At 59.8% G+C, this 17,652-nt stretch carries 21 protein-coding genes; 11 read left to right on the top strand and 10 right to left on the bottom strand.

Annotated elements, in window-relative coordinates:
• Positions 1-110: 110 nt before the first annotated feature.
• Complete coding sequence (locus tag RCJ00_RS03755) at positions 111-1,106, top strand: magnesium transporter CorA family protein (protein WP_316220359.1); 996 nt, start codon at positions 111-113, stop codon at positions 1,104-1,106.
• Between the two features lie 2 nt (positions 1,107-1,108).
• On the opposite strand, the gene RCJ00_RS03750 is transcribed toward RCJ00_RS03755, so the two are convergent.
• Entirely contained in the window at positions 1,109-1,765 is a 657-nt protein-coding gene (locus RCJ00_RS03750; RefSeq protein ID WP_316220358.1) for a DUF998 domain-containing protein, read from the bottom strand.
• Positions 1,766-1,908: 143 nt separating this feature from the next.
• Here RCJ00_RS03750 and RCJ00_RS03745 point away from each other — a divergent pair, with 143 nt between their 5' ends.
• From RCJ00_RS03745 to bchE, 4 genes are all read left to right on the top strand, one after another.
• Complete coding sequence (locus RCJ00_RS03745) at positions 1,909-3,240, top strand: winged helix-turn-helix domain-containing protein (RefSeq protein WP_316220356.1); 1,332 nt, start codon at positions 1,909-1,911, stop codon at positions 3,238-3,240.
• Between the two features lie 98 nt (positions 3,241-3,338).
• The gene (locus RCJ00_RS03740) at positions 3,339-3,767 is read left to right on the top strand and encodes a DUF1493 family protein (protein ID WP_316220354.1); all 429 of its coding nucleotides are present in this window, start codon (positions 3,339-3,341) and stop codon (positions 3,765-3,767) included.
• Positions 3,768-4,001: 234 nt separating this feature from the next.
• Positions 4,002-4,277, top strand: a complete 276-nt coding sequence (locus RCJ00_RS03735) for a hypothetical protein (RefSeq protein ID WP_316220352.1) — start codon at positions 4,002-4,004, stop codon at positions 4,275-4,277.
• A gap of 22 nt (positions 4,278-4,299) precedes the next feature.
• Positions 4,300-5,922 carry a magnesium-protoporphyrin IX monomethyl ester anaerobic oxidative cyclase gene (gene bchE / locus RCJ00_RS03730; protein ID WP_316220351.1) on the top strand — a complete coding sequence of 541 codons (1,623 nt, stop codon included), beginning with the start codon at positions 4,300-4,302 and terminating at the stop codon, positions 5,920-5,922.
• Here the strand turns inward: bchE and RCJ00_RS03725 are convergent.
• The 7 genes from RCJ00_RS03725 to RCJ00_RS03695 form a co-directional block, all read right to left on the bottom strand.
• Positions 5,919-7,094: a winged helix-turn-helix domain-containing protein gene (locus RCJ00_RS03725; RefSeq protein ID WP_316220349.1), complete on the bottom strand. Its 1,176-nt coding sequence runs from the start codon at positions 7,092-7,094 to the stop codon at positions 5,919-5,921. The two genes, bchE and RCJ00_RS03725, sit on opposite strands and share 4 nt — an antisense overlap.
• A 214-nt stretch (positions 7,095-7,308) precedes the next feature.
• Positions 7,309-7,758: a ribose 5-phosphate isomerase B gene (gene rpiB / locus RCJ00_RS03720; RefSeq protein WP_316220348.1), complete on the bottom strand. Its 450-nt coding sequence runs from the start codon at positions 7,756-7,758 to the stop codon at positions 7,309-7,311.
• A 258-nt stretch (positions 7,759-8,016) separates the two neighbouring features.
• Complete coding sequence (locus RCJ00_RS03715) at positions 8,017-8,898, bottom strand: MBL fold metallo-hydrolase (protein WP_316220346.1); 882 nt, start codon at positions 8,896-8,898, stop codon at positions 8,017-8,019.
• A gap of 210 nt (positions 8,899-9,108) precedes the next feature.
• Positions 9,109-10,788 carry a methyl-accepting chemotaxis protein gene (locus RCJ00_RS03710; protein WP_316220345.1) on the bottom strand — a complete coding sequence of 560 codons (1,680 nt, stop codon included), beginning with the start codon at positions 10,786-10,788 and terminating at the stop codon, positions 9,109-9,111.
• Positions 10,789-11,102: 314 nt separating this feature from the next.
• On the bottom strand, positions 11,103-11,525 hold the full coding sequence (gene arsC / locus RCJ00_RS03705; protein ID WP_316220343.1) for an arsenate reductase (glutaredoxin): 423 nt from the start codon (positions 11,523-11,525) through the stop codon (positions 11,103-11,105).
• Positions 11,522-12,226: an aquaporin gene (locus RCJ00_RS03700; RefSeq protein WP_316220342.1), complete on the bottom strand. Its 705-nt coding sequence runs from the start codon at positions 12,224-12,226 to the stop codon at positions 11,522-11,524. The genes arsC and RCJ00_RS03700 overlap by 4 nt, the downstream gene beginning before the upstream one ends.
• On the bottom strand, positions 12,226-12,561 hold the full coding sequence (locus RCJ00_RS03695) for an ArsR/SmtB family transcription factor (RefSeq protein WP_316220341.1): 336 nt from the start codon (positions 12,559-12,561) through the stop codon (positions 12,226-12,228). Before RCJ00_RS03695 ends, RCJ00_RS03700 begins: the two co-directional genes overlap by 1 nt.
• Positions 12,562-12,631: 70 nt before the next feature.
• On the opposite strand from RCJ00_RS03695, the gene RCJ00_RS03690 reads away from it, so the two are divergent.
• Positions 12,632-12,922, top strand: coding sequence for a metal/formaldehyde-sensitive transcriptional repressor (locus RCJ00_RS03690; protein WP_316220340.1), 291 nt, complete (start codon positions 12,632-12,634; stop codon positions 12,920-12,922).
• Positions 12,923-12,925: 3 nt separating this feature from the next.
• Positions 12,926-13,792 carry a nickel/cobalt efflux transporter gene (locus RCJ00_RS03685; protein WP_316220339.1) on the top strand — a complete coding sequence of 289 codons (867 nt, stop codon included), beginning with the start codon at positions 12,926-12,928 and terminating at the stop codon, positions 13,790-13,792.
• A 22-nt stretch (positions 13,793-13,814) separates the two neighbouring features.
• On the opposite strand, the gene RCJ00_RS03680 is transcribed toward RCJ00_RS03685, so the two are convergent.
• Positions 13,815-14,252, bottom strand: a complete 438-nt coding sequence (locus RCJ00_RS03680) for a GreA/GreB family elongation factor (protein ID WP_316220338.1) — start codon at positions 14,250-14,252, stop codon at positions 13,815-13,817.
• A gap of 1 nt (position 14,253) precedes the next feature.
• Complete coding sequence (locus RCJ00_RS03675) at positions 14,254-14,685, bottom strand: GreA/GreB family elongation factor (RefSeq protein WP_316220337.1); 432 nt, start codon at positions 14,683-14,685, stop codon at positions 14,254-14,256.
• Positions 14,686-15,075: 390 nt separating this feature from the next.
• Between RCJ00_RS03675 and RCJ00_RS03670 the strand changes: the two genes are divergently transcribed.
• The 4 genes from RCJ00_RS03670 to RCJ00_RS03655 all read left to right on the top strand — a co-directional run bounded on the left by RCJ00_RS03670 (position 15,076) and on the right by RCJ00_RS03655 (position 17,644).
• Positions 15,076-15,657 (top strand): EF-hand domain-containing protein, encoded by a 582-nt coding sequence (locus RCJ00_RS03670; RefSeq protein ID WP_316220336.1) that lies wholly within the window; start codon positions 15,076-15,078, stop codon positions 15,655-15,657.
• A 158-nt stretch (positions 15,658-15,815) separates the two neighbouring features.
• Positions 15,816-16,580, top strand: coding sequence for a response regulator (locus RCJ00_RS03665; protein WP_316220335.1), 765 nt, complete (start codon positions 15,816-15,818; stop codon positions 16,578-16,580).
• 102 nt (positions 16,581-16,682) lie between these two features.
• A complete protein-coding gene (locus tag RCJ00_RS03660) occupies positions 16,683-17,174 on the top strand; it encodes a MarR family winged helix-turn-helix transcriptional regulator (protein ID WP_316220334.1) in 492 nt (163 codons plus the stop codon).
• 140 nt (positions 17,175-17,314) lie between these two features.
• Positions 17,315-17,644: a hypothetical protein gene (locus tag RCJ00_RS03655; protein WP_316220333.1), complete on the top strand. Its 330-nt coding sequence runs from the start codon at positions 17,315-17,317 to the stop codon at positions 17,642-17,644.
• Positions 17,645-17,652 lie beyond the last annotated feature (8 nt).

The raw sequence follows: 17,652 nt of genomic DNA, 5'->3' as shown, positions 1-17,652 counted from the left end.
CTAAGCTAAGGTCGGTTTGGGGCGCAAAATCACCCCAACACATAGGGGTGTTTAAAGCTTTAGTTATCGCCGCGGCTTATGGTGGAGAAAAGTCAGTCCGGGGAGTGGCGATGATTAGCGTATTTTACCTCACGGGGGCGCCCGGGGCGCCAAAGATCGCCGAAACCCAGTTGGACCCGACGCACACCGTGCCGGACGAACCGGTGTGGATCGACCTGTATCAGCCGACCGCCGACGAGCTTCGTCTTCTGCCGCAGACGCTGAATATCGCCTTGCCGAGCCGCGAGGAAATGTGGCGCAATAACGCGCTGGGGCGCATGTATACGCGCGACGGCACGTCGTACATGATGGGCGCCGTGCTCGATGATGTGACCGATGGCTGTATCCCGAAGACCAGTCCGGTCACCTTTATCCTGACGCCGGATTTTCTAATTACGATCCGTGACATAGACCCGAAACCGTTCCTGAAATTTCAGGAAGACCTGCTGCTCAATCCGAAGCGTTACGCCACCAGCGCCGATGTCATGGAAGGGTTGGTGGAGGAGATCATCACGCGCGTCGCCGGCGACCACGATCGGGTGATCCGGGGGCTGGACGGGCTGTCGCGGCGCATCTTCGGAGAGGCAGCGTTCGACGGCCAGCGGGGCAATCCGTCGCTGGTCATGCGCAATGTGCTTAAGGAACTGGGTTTCACCGCCGATCTGAACTCCAAGATCCACGAGAGCACGTACAGCCTGGTGCGGCTGCTGACCTATTTCAAGGACGACCACGACCCCAACAATGCCGTCATCGGACACGACGCCGAGCGGCTGATCAAGGATTCGCGCAGCCTGTCGGACCAATCGGCCTTCCTTAACGACAAGATCAATTTCCAGCTGGAAAGCGCGCTGGGCATGATCAATGTCGAACAGAACCTGATCGGCAAGATCCTGTCGGTGGTGGCGCTGATCTTCCTGCCGCCGTCTCTGGTCGTGGGGTTTTACGGAATGAACTTCGCCGATATGCCGGAGTTGCACTGGAAGTACGGCTATGTCTTCGCGATCGCTGTCATGTTGCTCTTCGCCGTGCTGCCGTGGGTATACTTCAGGTATAAGAAGTGGCTGTAAGCCTATGTTTGGGGCCGCTTGCCGTCTGCGATCTTTTTAAGGCAAAAGGCAACGAAAAATAGCCAGCTCATGACGACAAGGACGAAGGCGCGATTGGTAAACCCGTAGGGCGCGCCGCGATGAAGCGTCAGATATTGAACCACGAACGCACCGACCAAGGCGACGACAATGAGGAGCGATGGGAGGCGTATGCTTTTCCATCTGGGGTCCGCGCCAAAACTCAAGCTCAAGGTCAAGGCCGCCACCGAGATGCTGACGATGTTCACCAGAAAGCTCGCGGTATGGATGGTGCCATGCAGCGTGTCTTTGGCCGTTTCCAGGTCCGTAGGGAACACGGCGGTGACCATGAGGCCCAAAAAGGCGAGGATCAGAAGCAGCCGCCCTATGGTCGCGGACACCTTTTTCGGACCCGCTCGCCATAGTCCCAGAGATAAGCTGAGGCATCCGAATCCGAGCGCAACAAACGCCGTGGTCATTAGCCAGCCGGCGCGGCCGACGGCGTAGTCACTGATCATATGATCGATGGGCGTGTAGTCAGGTCGAATAAAGTGCAGGGCAATCAATGCAATGCTGAAGTAGCTGAAGAGGAACAAGGATACCGTGGCGGCAATGGCTGCGTTTCGATCCGGCGCGTCAGGAATTAGCGTTTGGTTCGACATGGTGATATCCCCGGAAGTGTGTAAGATCGCAAGCTTTCGATGTCCGCGCCGCCGGCGTCAGGGGGGCGTGCCCGTAGGCAATACTTTTTCAACAGCCGACATGTTCGCCAATCTAGTCATAAAGCCATTTTGCGGGAGCGGGTATGAAAAGTCCTGAAATTTTTGACCCTTCCAGCCCCGACAAGACCATTGCATTTGGGCCGTTCACGCTTGACCCGTATCGACGCCGCCTTATGCGAACACCAACCGGCGATACTGTGGCAATAACGGGTCGGCCGTTCGAGGCCCTGCATTATCTCGTCTCTCGCCCTGGGATTTTAGTGCCCAAGGCCGAATTGTTTCGTGTCGTTTGGAACGGCATTTCCGTCGAGGAAAACAGCCTGGCACGATGTATTTCCACGATCCGTAAAGCGCTAGGTGATACGCCAAAAGGGCGGCGCTATATTGTCACTGAACCGGGGCGTGGCTACCGTTTTGTCGCACAGGTGAACACGCCGAGCATTGCCAAGGAGGCTCATCCCGACAGATTGAGCGCCAACCTGGACGCGAACCAGTTGTACGTTTCCGCCTGCTCGTTGCTTTCGCGCCCTGGCGGTCACACGATCTTACTCGCGCTAGAAAAGCTGGAGGCCGCCTGTCGGCTCGATCCTGCGTTTGCTCTGGCGCACGCCAGTATTGCGAATGCCAATGTCCTTTTGGGTGTGTTTGGATTGGCCGCGCCGCTCAAGGTCTTCCCTAGAGCCCGGGAGGCAGCTTTGACGGCCGTCGAATTATGTGACGGCTTGGCCGAGGGGCATTTGCAGTTGGGGCATATCGCGGCGATGTTTGAGCTTGATCGCAGCCGTGCTGACCTCCACCTGCGCCGCGCCTTGATGCGCGATGAACGTTCGGCAATGGCTCATCACCACATCGCCTTGCTCGCCATGTCGGCGGGACAATTTGATGAGGCCCTGATCTGGATGCATCGCGCTCTCGATCTTCAACCGCTTGCGGCCAACATCCGCGCAAACATCGGCATGATCCTCTACTATGCCGGGCGTTACCAGGAGGCGGCTGATCTGCTTGAGGCGACAATTGAGATCCACGACTTTGCCCATGCGCGTTCGCTGCTGGGGCGCTGTTGGCTGAGACTTGGTCAGCCTGACAAGGCTCTGGACCATTTTCGGCTCAGAAAGGAAACCTCCATTGGCAGTGCGGCTGATGAGCCGGCTGCCTTGGCCTTGGCCGGAAGGCACGAGGAATCCGAAGCGATGCTGGACGCATTGCTGGCCTCAAGACAGACCGGATATGTTTCCGCCTATGACCTGGCCACCGTTTACGCCGCCCAGCGAAAGCCTGCCTTGTCGCTGGATTGGCTGGATATTGCGATGGAAGAGCGGGCGCAACCTATTTGCGCGCTCGGTGTTGATCCGGCGTTTCGAGAACTTTACAGCGAACCAAGGTTTGCCGGCCTGGTTCAGAGGCTGCAAAGTTAAAGGCTGGTATCTGAGCGAGTGGCTACGGGTGCAAAAATTCCGACCGTAGCCAGACAGGCTGGCTTGTTTCCGCAACAGGCGTGTGGTTGACTCGGCAGATGGACGACGACACTTCCTCGATACGCGCATTTATCAAGCGGTTCGTCGATGTGACGGACATGCCACCGGAAGACGCCGATTTGTTTAAGGCGCTTGATATTTATGGCGATGATGCTGACGAGTTCATAGTCGAATTTGGCCAACGTTTCGACGTCGATGTCGGTGGCTATCTCTGGTATTTTCATACTAGAGAAGAATGCTGGAACCCCGGGGCCTTGTTTTTCAAGCCGCCAAACCGAAGAGTGACGCCTATTCCCATTTCCGTAAGTCTACTAAGAAAAGCGCAGTTGGAGAAACATTGGCCGATTACTTATCCTGTCCATGCGCTGCCAAAACGCCGGTGGGACATTTTGATCAGCCAAGTCGTGTGCCTTTTTCCGCTCGCCCTTGTGGGGCTTGGACTGATCCTAAAGTTTGTATTGCACTGAGTTCGAGGTGAGGGTGGGTAAGCCTTTCCCGGCAAAGGCACCACTGACTGTCTCAAAGGTATCGGCGCTAAAGCTCGGCGGCTTTGACCGTAGATTTCAGCCACCTCGCTTGCCCAATGTCAGCATTAAGACACTGGGCCGACGGTCGAATTCATCAAATGATTATGACTCGCTCATGATTTTCATCCGGTCTCACGCCAAGTTCCGGGCGTTTGAACGCAATGGAGAGCGCGCATGAAAGAGTCGATAAATCGGTTGTGGCACGGCCTGCGTGCCTTGGGGTGGTTAGGCGTGGTAGCCGTTTTGATTGCGCCTGTTATTGCAATGCAGTTCACGGCAGAGGTTAATTGGACGGCGTCGGATTTTCTTTTCGCCGGTGTTCTGCTGATCGGTGGCGGCGCTCTGATCGAGCTATTCGCCTGGCGGGTGCGCGCCCCAGTGATCCGCATTGTATTCGCGCTTATCGTCGTCGGTGCGGTAGCTACCCTGTGGGGGGCGGCCATTGACTAGACCTCAAATCAGTGGCGGGCGCATGGGAGGCGCTGCCGTTCTTAGGGCTGAATATGACGCGGCGCCTAAAGGGCAGGTGCGTCCTGTGCGTATTTTGATTGTCAATCCGCCGCATCCGGCAATTGGAAGCCGAATTCCTGATGATCATCTACCGCCCCTCGGCCTGCTGTCCATTGGCGGCCCTTTGATCGACGACGGACATGATGTTGCTCTCATAGACGGCGAGTTCGGTCCGATGTCGTTGGATCAGATTGCCTTGCGTATAGCTGAGCACGCGCCCGAACTCTTGCTATTGGGCCACTCGGGGTCAACCTCCGCTCATCCGAATGCGAGGGAAATTGCCTTAAAGGCCAAAGCGTTGCTGCCGGCGCTTCGCATCATTTATGGCGGAGTATTTCCTACCTATCACTGGGAAGACATTCTAAATGACGGGCCCGAATTCGATTATATTGTCTGTGGTGAAGGGGAGGAAACTTGCCGCGAACTGGTGCGGGCTCTGTCGGCAAGCGATCCGCTCTCCGCGGTCAGAGGTATCGCATACCGCGAAAAGGGTATGCCCGTAAAAACCCAAGCGCGCGACATGCTGGCTGATTTAGACGCCTGGCGCATTGGTTGGGAGCTCATCAACTTCGCCAACTATTCCTACTGGGGGAAGAAAAGGGCTGTTGTTGTTCAGTTTTCCAGAGGATGTCCGCATCCGTGCAACTATTGTGGTCAACGCGGTTTCTGGACGCAGTGGCGCCACCGCAATCCAGAGCGGTTCGCTGCGGAAATCGCCCGCCTGCATCGGGAGCACGATATCCAAGTCTTCAACTTCGCCGATGAAAACCCAACCTCGTCGCCGAAGATGTGGAAACGGTTCCTTGAGGCGCTTATTGCTGAACAGGTGTGCGTCACTCTGGTTGGTTCGACGCGGGCCGATGATATTGTTCGCGACCGCGATTTTTTACACCTCTACAAGAAAGCCGGTGTCGAACGCTTTTTAATGGGCATGGAAAACACAGACGAAACTGTTTTGCAAAAGATACGAAAAGGCGGCTCGACCACAACCGACCGCGAAGCTATCCGGCTTTTGCGCCAGCACGGCATCCTTTCCATGGCGACCTGGGTCGTCGGGTTTGAGGAGGAAAAGGACAGTCATTACTGGCGGCAGTTGCGGCAGCTTTTGGCTTATGACCCAGACCAAATTCAAAGTCTCTATGTCACGCCGCACCGTTGGACACCGTTCTTTTCATTGGCGCAGGACCGCGAGGTGATCCAAACAGACCAATCTAAGTGGGACTATAAGCATCAAGTGCTAGCGACACGTCATGTGCCGCCGTGGCGAGTTTTCCTTTGGGTGAAGGCGATAGAAATCATCATGCAGATGCGGCCCAGAGCCTTGCTGCGCCTTTTGACCTTGCCGGACGCGAGAGTCCGCCATGCTCAACGCTGGTATTACCAGATGGGACGGCGTGTGTGGTTCCATGAGGTTTTCGGGTTTCTATTCAGGGACAAACGTCTGAAGACTGGGCCAAGCGTGAAAGCGTTTTGGGGAGCAAGCCTGGAGGCCAGCGAGGAGGCGTTGTCGCGGCCAGCGCGGCGCAAACTGAGTCATGTGACTACGCTATTAGACCGGACGTCCAGGTCGCAGGCGAACGGCTAACGCCAGTAGCGCCGGCAAAGAGACATGGCGCCTACGACGCAGGTGGCAAACAATCCGCCCTCCAAAGCGCCAGTGACGGACTGCGTTAGCGGACCGAAATGGTTTTCGCCGAGAAAAAGCCAGAGAGTATCGAGACGTAAACGGGAATTTGGGAAATGCTGGTCGAGAGAAACCAGGCTGCCGCTCAATAATATCCCGCCGGCAAGGGGAATAAGTGCGCCGATAGTCATGCCGACCAACGCCACAACGGCGAGCCGACGTTTTGCCATTGCACCCAAGGCGCGCGCTTTGAGTTGGGAGTTTACCCAGACGCCCAGCCCAACGGCGGCGCCGAGACACGCACCCTCTGGGCCGCCAGTGATATGACCGGGCGAACGTCCAAAAAGCAGGTTAAATGCGTCCAGCCCAATCAGCTTCACCATAGCGCCGATGATAAATCCGCCAACCGCGCCACCGATGACATTCCATAATGATCTCTCGTCGACGAAGGCGTTAATCGCGGCAATGCCCCAACTGACGCCGGATCCGCCGATAGTCGCCAGCGCAAAGGTAAGGCACAGGACAACCAGCATTACCGAAAGGCCGCCGGTCTGGGGCGCGACGTCTTGTGATGCCGCCGCAAATCCATAGATGAGGCCTCCGATCAGGCCTGCCAGGCTGCCGCCCATTGTGCCCGCAATTCCCAGTCGAAACAATGCAAACCTGTCCGGCAACGATGCCACAGTATTGGCGAACCGGGGCTCATGCTCCAGACTAGCGGGCGGGCGCGCGGGGGAAACGGTGAAGACTTCAACCGGTGCAATAAATCGATATCCGTGCTTAAATACAGTTTCAATGAAACGTGGGTTCGCCGCCTCATCACCCAGGTGCCGGCGAAGGGTTTTAATGCATTGCGTCAAAGCTTCATCCGTGACGGGTACGCCGCGCCATGCCTCGGCTAGAAAACGTTCTTTGGAAATAAGCGCATTGGGCTGTTCTACCAGGAGGACGAGCGCATCCAGATATCGCGGATTTAACTCAATGGCTTGGTCGTCCCGCTTAAGTTGTCGATTGTGTGGATCCAAAGCAAAGCGATCAAAACGATAGAGCGGACCTCGTGGCAGTTGTGCGGGACCTTGGCCGACAGGTTTTTGGGTAGCGTCTTCTGAGGCACGCATTGTACCGACAACCATCTTTTCCCGCTCCACAAGTGTGCGCGCAATCTACCTCATCCGTCCGGCGTTTCAATGCGCGACGTTGATCCTAACTTTAAACTGAAACGTATGGCGAGGGCACGCCAATCATTATCGCGGTCAGGCGGGTTAAAACAGTCTGTACTCAAAGATCGTCCGTGGGCACATTAATGACGATTTGATCCCAGAAGCGAGGGCGTAACTATGCCCGTTGCTAAAGCTCGGCGGCTTTGATCATGTCCACGCGTCGGGCGTGACGGCCGCCTTCGAAATCGGCGTTCAGGAAGGCATCGACGATATCGAGGGCCAGGGCTTCGCCAGCTACGCGGGCGCCGATTGACAGCATGTTGGCATCGTTATGCTGGCGGATCATGCGGGCGGAGAAGGTGTCGGCGCACACGCCGCAGCGGATGCCTTTGACCTTATTGGCTGCCATCATGATGCCTTGCCCGGTGCCGCACAGGATAATCCCAAACCGGAATTCGCCGGACGCCACACGCTGGGCGGCGGCGATGCCGTGTTCGGGGTAGTCGGTGCTGTCGGGCGAGGTCGGGCCGATATCGACGACCTCCCAGCCGTGTGCTTTGACGTGGCTGGCAATCGACTGTCTCAGCGCAATAGCCGAGTGATCGCTTGAAAGGACTATGCGGTCGGTAGCGGTCATCGCGACGGTTTTCCGTGGGGGCGGTAATACCAAACGTCATGCCTTCGACTCATGACGTTTGGCAAGGGTGACTGCCCGCCGCCGCTTATGCGGCGAGCCATGCGGCGTTTGAGCCGAAAAAGCAAATACCAATGAAGCGGTTCTACACCGCGCTCATTGGTATGAGAAAGATACCCCACCACCCCGCCCTACGGGCGCGGTCCCCCTCCCCACCATAGGTGGGGAGGTACAAGTGGAGGTGGGGCTGGCTTTTTTGTTTTACTTCGCGGAGAGGGACGGCTTCCAGGCGTAGTGATCGCCGGATTTCACCACCGTGCCGACGCCGGGATAGGGGAAGTGCGGCGAGAACAGGCGTTCCTGGCTGGCCGCCCATTTGGCCAGCATGGCTTCGCGGGTGTCGCGGCCGACCGTTTCGTCGGTATCGTAGCCTTGCAGCCATTGCGGCTCGGCCAGGGAGATGATCGCGCTATGGGCCGTGTCGCCGATATCGAGCAGGCGGTCCTTACCCGACACGATTTCATAGCCGACGTGGCCGGGGGTGTGGCCCTTGATCGCTATGGCGGTAATGCCGGGGGCAACGATGTCGCCCGGTTCGAAGGTCTTGACGTGGCTGGAGATGGCGGCGACCAGCTTGGTCTGGTCCGGCTTGGCTTGCAGCCAGGCCCATTCGGCGCTCGACAGGCGGATCATGGCGTTGGGGAAGGCCAGCTTGCCATCAGACGTCAGGAGCCCGCCGATATGGTCCGGGTGGGCGTGGGTGATCAGGATGTCGGTGACGGCGTCGGGGGTAAAGCCGCCCTTGAGCAGGCTGCCTTGCAAGGCGCCGCCGACGCCGGTGTCGATCAGGACGACCTGGGCGCCGGTTTTGACCAGCAGGGCATCGACGCTGAGCGTGATTTTGTCGGTCGGCGCGCCGGCGGCCTTAAGCACCTTGGCGACGGCTTCGGCCCCGACATCGGCGCCGAACACCTTGCCGTCATTGGGCGGGGTGAATTGCGCGTCGTGCAGGGAGACGGCATCGAGCGTGCCGATCTTGAACGCTTTTGCGGCGGGTTCCGGTGCGGCGGGATCGGCGGCCAGGGCAGCGGTGGCGTGCGCCAGAACCAAGAATGAGCAGGCGGCGAGGGTGTGTTTCAGCATGAGGTAGCCCCTATGAGAAAAGTCGGCGCGAAACAGCGCGGCGGCAAGATGACGCAAGTTTTGTAAAACCGCGATATGGGGCTGTTCGCGCCCGCTCACAAGGGTGCGCGGGGGCCAGAAGCTGGGAAATCAGAAGGCTGGAAAGAAGAGAGGGGCGGGCGCGCATGGAGGGGTGCGCGCCCGCCGGCGCGGCTTTGAGGGGTGGGGGGATTAAGCCGCGCGGACTGTGGCCAGGAACCGGTCCATTTCCTGGTGAAGATGTTGAGCGTGCTCGGCCAGTTCGCCGGAGGCGCTGAGCACCTGGGCGGCCGCTTCGCCGGTTTGTTCGGCCGCCTGAGCCACCACGACGATGTTGGAGGTCACTTCCTGGGTGCCCATGGACGCCTGGGTGACGGCCTGGATGATCTCGCGCGTCGCTTCGGACTGCTGCTCAACCGAACTGGCAATCGTCGCATTGTTGGTGTTGATATGCTGTATGGTGCCGGTGATGTTCTGGATGGCGCCGGCGGCCTTTCCGGTCGCTTCCTGGATCTGGGCGATCTTGGCCGATATGTCGGTGGTGGCGCGGGCGGTCTGGGCGGCCAATTGCTTGACCTCGCTGGCGACGACGGCGAAGCCGCGCCCCGCTTCGCCTGCCCGGGCGGATTCGATGGTGGCGTTGAGCGCCAGCAGGTTTGTCTGGCTGGCCAATCCGGCGATCATATCGACCACGTCGCCGATGGAGGCGGCGACGTCGTTCAGTTCGCCGACGATCTGGACGGCGGCATCGGCATCGTGCGCGGCGGACGCAGAGACGCTGGCGGAGGTATCGACCTGGCGACTGATTTCGCTGACCGAGGCCCCCAGCTCTTCGGCGGCGGAGGCGACCGAGGTGACATTGGCGCCGGCTTCTTCGGCGGCGGCCGAGACGGCGACCGACTGGGCGGAGGTTTCCTGGGCGGTGGCGGACAGTTGCGTGGCGGAGGCCTGCATTTCCGTAGCGGCGCTGGAGACCAGGTTCACAATGGTGCCGACGGATTTTTCGAATTCATCGGCCAGGCGCAGCATGGCGGCGCGGCGGTCGGCTTCAGCCTGTTCCTTCTGGGCAGCGGTCTGAACGCGCAGGGTCTCGGCGTCGCGCAAGCCATTACGGAAGATGGCCAGGGTGCGAGCCAGGACGCCGACTTCGTTTTTCGCCGCTTCATACGGCACGTCGGTGTCCAGGCGGCCGACGGAGACCGATTCCATGGCGCGGGTGACACCGTTCAGCGGCTTGATCACCTTGCTCATCACGACCCAGGCGCCGACCCCCGCCATGGCAAGGGCCAGGGCAACGAGGCCCAGAATGGTGATGCGGGTCTGGCTGTATTCGTGAGCGGCGCGGGTGCGTTCGGCGTTGGCGCCGTCCTGATTGATGGCGACCAGCTTTTCCAGATCGGCCGACATGCCTTCGAAGGTTTGCTTCAGCGGGCCGCGGAACAGGTTGGCGGCCTCTTCGTTTTGGTTGCCGCGCGACAGGATGAACAGCTTTTGGTGTTGGTCCATATATTGGGCCAGTTCGCCTTTGAAATGTTCGTAGGTGCGGCGTTCTTCGTCCGACGAGATCAAGGGCTCATAGGCGGCCTGATGGGTCTTCAAATCCTTCATCGCGGCGGCGAAGTCGCCTTCGGCGGCCGTCATGTCCTTTTCCTGGGTGGACATGATGTGCGCACCTTCGGTGACGCGCATGTCCGCCGCGTCGGTATTCATGGCGTTGGTCAGCCGTACGGACGGCAACCAGTTGTCCGACATCTGGAGCACATTGTTGTTGATATCCCCGACCTTGGCGGCGGCCAGCCAACCTTCGGCGCACAGCAGCAGGGTGAGAACACCGACAACGGCCAGCAGCATGTTTCTTAAGGAAAATGTCATTGTGAACGCCCCTCCACAACCTCTACACGCGTGTGTAGCGCAGGGTAATATTACTTTAGTATCTAAAAAAGACTATATGTAAATGCCCTTTACAGAGTATGAATCGAGGTCAAAATGTTTCCGTATGCGGTAAGTTGCCTCACCATATGCAATTGTTACGGCATATGTATTCTTTATAAATACTACAATAGGCGCGAAATGCGGGGTAAATATGGTAAATAAGGCGCGGTTTAAGTAATACTTATGTGTAATCGGGTCACATGAGCGCGGTATTATTGTAATGGCGAGGTGTTTTTACAGAGGCGGCGGTAGCTTCAGCCGACGCGGTGGCCGGTGGCGTCGATCATCAGGCTGCCGTCTTCCTTGGCGAAGGGGCCGGCGGGCCAGCGGTCGAGCAGGTCGAGCACGGTTTCGGAGGGGCGGCACAGGCGCGTGCCTTTTTCGGTGACGACGATGGGGCGATTGACCAGCACGGGGTGTTGCAACATGGCGTCGATCAGGGTGTCGTCGCTCACGCCCGGTTCGAGCAGGCCCAGCTCACGCGCCGGGGACTTGGTTTCGCGCAAAGCCTCACGCGGGGTCAGGCCGGCCGCCGCCAACAGGGCCAGCAGGGGTTCACGTTGCCAACCGGTTTGCAGGTATTCGATGACGGTCGGTGTGTAACCGGCGGCTTCGATGACGGCCAGGACGTTGCGCGACGTGCCGCAATCGGGATTATGATAGATGGTGACGGTCATGAAGATATGCTTTCCGGGGCAGGCGGTTGCAGCAGCCAGTGGCAGACGGCCAGGGCCGCGAGGGCGCCGGCGATCTGGGCCAGGATGAAGAGCGGCGCGTCCTGGGGGCGGATACCGGCGAAGGTGTCGCTCAGGCTGCGCGCCAGGGTGACGGCGGGATTGGCGAAAGAGGTCGAGGCGGTGAACCAGTAGGCGGCGGTGATGTACAGCCCGACCATCACGGCCACCGCGTCGGCGCGCGCCTGACGGACGGCCAGTATGGTCAGGATCAGGCCGAAGGTGGCGACGCCTTCCGACAGCCACTGGGCCGGGCCGGTGCGGACCTTATGCGAGGTTTGCGCGATATCGAGGCCGAACATGGCGTGGGCCAGCCAAACACCCAGCACCGCACCTATGATCTGAGCCACCGTATAGGCCATGGCGGTCAGAGGCGTAATTTCCCCTTTGAGGGCGAAGACCAGCGACACCACCGGATTGAAATGGGCGCCGGACATCGGGCCGAAGGCGGTGATCAGCACGACCAGCATGGCGCCTGTGGCCAGGGTATTGCCCAGCAGCGCGATGGCGACATTGCCGCCCGCCAGGTGCTCAGCCATGATGCCGGAGCCCACCACCGTGGCCAGCAGCAGGGCCGTTCCGGTCAGTTCGACGGCCAGACGGCGGGTGAGGGGGCGGCGAAGGTGGTGTGTGGGCGCGGTCATCAGCAGCACGCTCGGTTAAGGCGGTCGAATACCGGCTGACACAGATCGGGACGGCCGCCGCAGCAATCGTCCATCAGGAACAGGATCACGGCCTGGATGGCGTCGAAGCGGGCAACGTAGCGGATGGTGCGGCCATCGCGGCGGCTGTCGATCAGGCCCGCCTGGGTCAGGATTTTCAGATTGGCCGACATGGTGTTCTGTTTGACGCCGAGCCGGTCGGATACGTCGCCCGCGGCAACACCGTCCGGGCCCGCCTGAATCAGCAGGCGCAGGGCGTCGAGCCGGGTTTCCTGGCTGAGGGCATCGAAGGCGGCGAGAGCGTCTTTTTTATCCATATATCATGATTAGTCGATTCATTTTCCGGGTGCAAGTCGATCGTTGACATAAGATAGGGGGGTATCCTATATGAGTCGCATGTCACATGCCGATCGCGAAAAAGAAAAGATGCTGGCGCGGGTGCGTCGCATCCGGGGCCAGGTCGAGGCCATAGAGCGCGCCTTTGAGGCCGAGGCCGAGAGCGAAAAGATCATGCACCTGATCGCCGGGGTGCGCGGGTCCGTGTCCGGATTGATGGGCGAGGTGGTCGAGCACCATATTCGCTACCATCTGGTCGACGCCCAAAAATTCCCCGGCGCACTCGATGCCGACGCCCAGGAAGCCCTGGTCGAAATCATCCATACCTATGTCAAGAAATAGACCATGACCGATTTCGCGCACCTGCTTCAGCAAGGGGCGGCCAACGCGTGGCTGTTCATTCCGTCCGCCATCCTTTTGGGGGCGTTGCACGGGCTTGAGCCCGGCCATTCCAAGACGATGATGGCGGCCTTTATTGTCGCCGTGCGCGGTACAGTGGGGCAGGCGGTGTTGCTGGGGCTGTCGGCGACGGTGTCGCATACGCTGATCGTGTGGTTGATCGCGCTGGGCGGGCTGTGGCTGGGTCAGAGGTGGGACGCCAATGTGGCCGAGCCCTATTTTCAGGTGGCGTCGGCTGTGGTGATGCTGGGGGTCGCGTTGTGGATGATCTGGCGCACCTGGTCCTATCGGCGAGGCGGCGATCAGGGTCATGATCATGGGCATCACCCTCACGATCATCATGACCACGATCATGATCATGATCACGGGCACGATCACCACCACGACCACCATCATGATCATGATCACCATGAGCATGACCACGATCCCGCCTATGCGGACGCCCACGAGCAGGCCCATGCCGCGGACATTACGCGCCGTTTCGCCGGTCAGACCGTGACGACGCCCCAGATCATCGTCTTCGGACTGACCGGCGGGCTGATCCCGTGTCCTGCGTCGATCACGGTGCTTTTGCTGTGTCTGCAACTGAAGCGGATCGCGCTGGGAGCGACCTTGGTCCTGTGTTTCAGCATCGGCCTGGCCCTGACCATGGTGGCGTCGGGTGTGTTGGCGGCCTTGAGCGTGCGTCACATCTCAAAGCGGTTCAAGGGGTTTGGACGCCTGGCCAATGCTGCGCCGTACCTGTCGGGCGCGTTGATTTCGCTGGTGGCGTTCTATGTCGGGTGGAGCGGTTTGCAGGGGATTATGAAGTAGGCCATCGCCTATCCGTCATTGCCTAACCATCGTTTGCAGCGCGGTCGCAAGCGGTTTGCGGGACATGCCGTTCGGCTTCGGGTTGGTAGAGGACATCCATCAGCCGCAATCGTTCGATGCGCCCACCATGGCTGACGGCCACGCTCTGGCCGGCCTTCAGGCCGAGCAAGGCCAGGCCGCGCAGGGCGGCAACCGAGATGCAGCGCCCGTCGGGCACATAGTCCTGAGGCAGGACCAGGGTCCGTTCGTGGACATGCAGGCCGTCGATTTCAAACGCCAGACGGGTATCGAGCGTCACGATGTCGGCGGGCATGGTGTCGGGGCTGACGATGCGGACCTGGGACAGCTTGCGCGCCAGGGCGCGGGCCAAGGCGTCATCCTGCTCCGTGCCGGTGCGGACCAGGTGTTCGAGCGCGTGGTGATCGCGCGGCGTAAGCAGGAGCGGGGCGGGCGTGTGCATATCATTCCCCCCGCGCTGTCGTGAGGACGGTCAGGGTTTGTAGGCCTCCGCCCGGCGTGGCGAAAGCGATTGGCTTTCCGGGCGCCAGGCCAATCAGGGCTGCACCGACCGGGGTAAGGACCGAGACACGGCCCTCGGCAATATCGGCGTCTTCCGGGCGGACCAGTTGCACGCGCCGCGCTGCGCCGTCGCCGGTCTGGAACGCTATCCAATCGTACAGGCGCACGCGATCTTCGGGCAGGGCATGGTCAGGCACGCGGAGGGCGCGGTCCAGTTCGGTGAGCAACTGATCGGCGGCGTCGGCCAGCGGTCCGCCGGCGCTTTCGGCAAGGGCGGTCAGGGTGGCGAAATCGCTGTCGCCGATGACGATATCGGGCGGGCGGGTCGGTTTAGATTGGGTCGTTTTTGTTTTCTGGGTCTGGATCGGGAACATGGCAGGGACTCGCGCACGGGCCGGAGCGGGCGCAAAACGCGCCCGGCGGCGAAAGGATGTTTGGGGTGATGTGCGCCGGATTGGCGATGGCCGGGCTTCCGGGGACCGGAACGGTGTCAGCGTATCGCGCCATCCCGAAATCCGGAAGGCGCGCGGCCGGACTTCGGGCTATGATCCCGTGACGGGATTTCCCTTAAGCCAATTCACGAGTGTCAGACGTGCGCGAATATCCATGGCGCGCAGTGTAATGCCGGTGACGGGGCTGTCAAGGGAGCGGGCATGTCAGGGGTGTGGATGCACTCCGTATCGAATGCTGATGTTCGCCGGTCTATGGTTTGGGGGCGCCGGGCCTTTTTCGCCGGACCGCATTACCCAACAACAGGATATGTCATGAAAACGACGCTCGTAACCCTATGCGTGCTCGGCGTTTGCGCCGCCGCGCCCGCCTTTGCCCAGACGACCGGAAGTGCGGCGCAATCTGATGCGCATATGGCTGGCGCTCCCGTGGCTGGCGCGCCTATGGTTGGCGCACCCAAGCTTGACATGCCCAAGATGGCGACACCCATGACAGGTATGCCGATGACGGGCGGCGGGGCGATGGTCGAGGCGAATATGAAGATGATGGACACAAATGGTGACGGTATGGTCAGCATGGATGAGCGCGCCGCCGCTACCAAGTCCATGTTCGTCGCCGCCGACACCAATGCGGATGGACAATTATCCGCAGACGAAATGACCGTTGCCGCGACCGCCGACCACGCGGCCACCGGCATGACGGTTGATCCGGCCCGGATCAAGATAATGGTGTCTCGCAAGATGGCGCAGGCCGATACCAATAAGGATGGCCTGGTCAGCACGGTTGAGGCAGAGGCCGCGTCAAAGGCCATGTTTATGACGGCCGATGCCAATTCGGACGGTATGTTGTCGCGCCAGGAAATGATGATCGGCATGAGCATGCGGACGTCGAAATAGCCCGAGACATTAGGCCACGGGACTGAAGACCTGAGACGGGGTGGGGATCCGTTCTCAGGCGGCAGTGCGTTTTTGTATAACGGCGATATTCTATGTTAACCCCGATGCGTTAGGCTGGCTGCCGTACCTATGGAATAGAGTTGTACGGGGAGTATCTTATGGCGGACGGCCTGGCGCTAATTATTGAAGACAGTCACACTCAGTCACAGATCATCGGCAAGATGGTCCAGAGCGAGGATTGGACCTATGTGACGGCCAAGACGCTTGAAGAGGCGTTGAGTGTGCTGGTGCGCCAGCGCCCGTCGCTGATCTTCGTCGATATCTTCCTGGGCGAGGAAAACACGCTTGGGCACCTTCAGGCGATCCGCGATCTGGCGCTGGACGCCACGATCGCGGTGATGACGGCCGGCAGCCGCGACGAAGCGATAGATGAGACGTTGCGCGCCGCGCGCCGCGCCAATGTCGATTACGTCCTGCGTAAGCCGTTCACGCCCAAGCAGTTGCGCGCCATTGTCCAGGCGGCCTACGATAATGCGACCGAGGGGCGCAAACGCAATCATGCCCTGGTGGTCGATGACAGCCCGGTTGTATCGCACCTGACCTCTCAAATATTGGCCGACAACGGCTATCGCGTCAGCACGGCGAAGTCGATGGAGGAGGCCCTGGCCAATCCCGACATCGCGCATCTCGATCTGGTGGTGTCGGATATCTTCATGCCCGGCATGGGGGGATTGGAAGGTATCAAGATCATCAAGGGCGCCTGGCCCAAGGTGCGGGTGCTGGCCATGTCGGCAGGGCTGGGTGAGCGGGTGACGTCGGAACGGGCGACATCGGCCGCTGTGCGCGCCGGGGCCGATGCCGAAATCCGCAAGCCGTTTCAACCGCATGAACTGATGCATACGGTCATTGATCTGATGGCGTAGAGACTCTATGGCTTAGGATGTTTATGGCTTTGCGACCTGAGGGCGTCGTGCCCCCGTTACGGATTTTCAGGTCCAGCCGATCTTCTGACAGCGAGTCGTGACATGGATGACAGACCCCAAAGAGCGCTGGACGCCATCAGACGTATTGTCCAGGCCGCGCGTCTGTCGTCCGCACAATGCGAGCGCGCTTCAGGTCTCACAACCGCTCAGCTCTTTATCCTGCGCTATGTGAGCGAAAACGACGGCGTGTCGATCAACGATCTTGCCGCACAAAGTCTCACGCATCAAAGTACGGTGTCCGAGGTGGTTGGCCGGCTGGAGGCCAAGGCATTTCTTGTCCGCAAGACTTCGGCCACGGATGGACGCAGGCGGGAGTTGCATGTCACGGAGGCGGGCAGGGCGGCGGCGACCCGACCGGTTGCAACCATACAGGAAATCCTTACCAAGGCGCTTCGCTCACTGGACAGCCAGTCGCTCGATAGCCTCGTCATGGGACTCGATAATCTGATCCATGCGGCCGGACTCGATGACCAACCCGCCGGTATGCTGATGGAAGAGTCGTTTCCGGACGCGTCTGGGCCACCCCTGGCCTGACGGCGGCGTGACTTAGGTATTTCGGCGGTTTGCCGCTCAAACAAATGGCTACGCTGGCTTGACTTGGCTGGAATAATGGCGAAATACATGGGCGCCCTTGTATTATTGCCCTTCACTGGGCCTGCCGCCTGGATATATCCATGTCTTCGATTGCCAATTTAAGAGGGCTTCTCCTTTTCCTGATCGGGACCTATTTTCCATTTTTGCTGATCGCCTACCTTATGGACGGGTCTCTGAGCCGACATTGTGCGCAAATCGGCGTCCCAAAGCGCGTTGTCTTCGTGGCGAGAAGCTATGTGTCGGGCAAGGAAATCCGTGCCTTTGTGCAGGCCTTTCGTCAGGCGCCCGGCCACAGCCCCCTCTATCTGGTCTGGCTGAAAGCGTGGTCGTTTATCAGCTTCGCGTTCATCATGGGCGCGATCGGTATCGGCGCGGGGGTGGCGGCCACATGGTCGCAGACATCGCTGTGAAAGGCGGC

This window comes from Asticcacaulis aquihabitans, from assembly GCF_032490435.1.
Classification (GTDB): Bacteria; Pseudomonadota; Alphaproteobacteria; order Caulobacterales; family Caulobacteraceae; genus Asticcacaulis.
Note: the sequence above shows the minus strand (reverse complement) of the source record. Positions and strands in the feature narration are given on the sequence as shown.

What these genes read in the sequence shown, in the direction of transcription:
- RCJ00_RS03755 (WP_316220359.1), top strand. Translation starts at nt 111, where the DNA reads ATGATTAGCGTATTTTACCTCACGGGGGCGCCCGGGGCGCCAAAGATC.
- RCJ00_RS03750 (WP_316220358.1), bottom strand. Translation starts at nt 1,765, where the DNA reads ATGTCGAACCAAACGCTAATTCCTGACGCGCCGGATCGAAACGCAGCC.
- RCJ00_RS03745 (WP_316220356.1), top strand. Translation starts at nt 1,909, where the DNA reads ATGAAAAGTCCTGAAATTTTTGACCCTTCCAGCCCCGACAAGACCATT.
- RCJ00_RS03740 (WP_316220354.1), top strand. Translation starts at nt 3,339, where the DNA reads ATGGACGACGACACTTCCTCGATACGCGCATTTATCAAGCGGTTCGTC.
- RCJ00_RS03735 (WP_316220352.1), top strand. Translation starts at nt 4,002, where the DNA reads ATGAAAGAGTCGATAAATCGGTTGTGGCACGGCCTGCGTGCCTTGGGG.
- bchE (WP_316220351.1), top strand. Translation starts at nt 4,300, where the DNA reads ATGGGAGGCGCTGCCGTTCTTAGGGCTGAATATGACGCGGCGCCTAAA.
- RCJ00_RS03725 (WP_316220349.1), bottom strand. Translation starts at nt 7,094, where the DNA reads ATGGTTGTCGGTACAATGCGTGCCTCAGAAGACGCTACCCAAAAACCT.
- rpiB (WP_316220348.1), bottom strand. Translation starts at nt 7,758, where the DNA reads ATGACCGCTACCGACCGCATAGTCCTTTCAAGCGATCACTCGGCTATT.
- RCJ00_RS03715 (WP_316220346.1), bottom strand. Translation starts at nt 8,898, where the DNA reads ATGCTGAAACACACCCTCGCCGCCTGCTCATTCTTGGTTCTGGCGCAC.
- RCJ00_RS03710 (WP_316220345.1), bottom strand. Translation starts at nt 10,788, where the DNA reads ATGACATTTTCCTTAAGAAACATGCTGCTGGCCGTTGTCGGTGTTCTC.
- arsC (WP_316220343.1), bottom strand. Translation starts at nt 11,525, where the DNA reads ATGACCGTCACCATCTATCATAATCCCGATTGCGGCACGTCGCGCAAC.
- RCJ00_RS03700 (WP_316220342.1), bottom strand. Translation starts at nt 12,226, where the DNA reads ATGACCGCGCCCACACACCACCTTCGCCGCCCCCTCACCCGCCGTCTG.
- RCJ00_RS03695 (WP_316220341.1), bottom strand. Translation starts at nt 12,561, where the DNA reads ATGGATAAAAAAGACGCTCTCGCCGCCTTCGATGCCCTCAGCCAGGAA.
- RCJ00_RS03690 (WP_316220340.1), top strand. Translation starts at nt 12,632, where the DNA reads ATGAGTCGCATGTCACATGCCGATCGCGAAAAAGAAAAGATGCTGGCG.
- RCJ00_RS03685 (WP_316220339.1), top strand. Translation starts at nt 12,926, where the DNA reads ATGACCGATTTCGCGCACCTGCTTCAGCAAGGGGCGGCCAACGCGTGG.
- RCJ00_RS03680 (WP_316220338.1), bottom strand. Translation starts at nt 14,252, where the DNA reads ATGCACACGCCCGCCCCGCTCCTGCTTACGCCGCGCGATCACCACGCG.
- RCJ00_RS03675 (WP_316220337.1), bottom strand. Translation starts at nt 14,685, where the DNA reads ATGTTCCCGATCCAGACCCAGAAAACAAAAACGACCCAATCTAAACCG.
- RCJ00_RS03670 (WP_316220336.1), top strand. Translation starts at nt 15,076, where the DNA reads ATGAAAACGACGCTCGTAACCCTATGCGTGCTCGGCGTTTGCGCCGCC.
- RCJ00_RS03665 (WP_316220335.1), top strand. Translation starts at nt 15,816, where the DNA reads ATGGCGGACGGCCTGGCGCTAATTATTGAAGACAGTCACACTCAGTCA.
- RCJ00_RS03660 (WP_316220334.1), top strand. Translation starts at nt 16,683, where the DNA reads ATGGATGACAGACCCCAAAGAGCGCTGGACGCCATCAGACGTATTGTC.
- RCJ00_RS03655 (WP_316220333.1), top strand. Translation starts at nt 17,315, where the DNA reads ATGTCTTCGATTGCCAATTTAAGAGGGCTTCTCCTTTTCCTGATCGGG.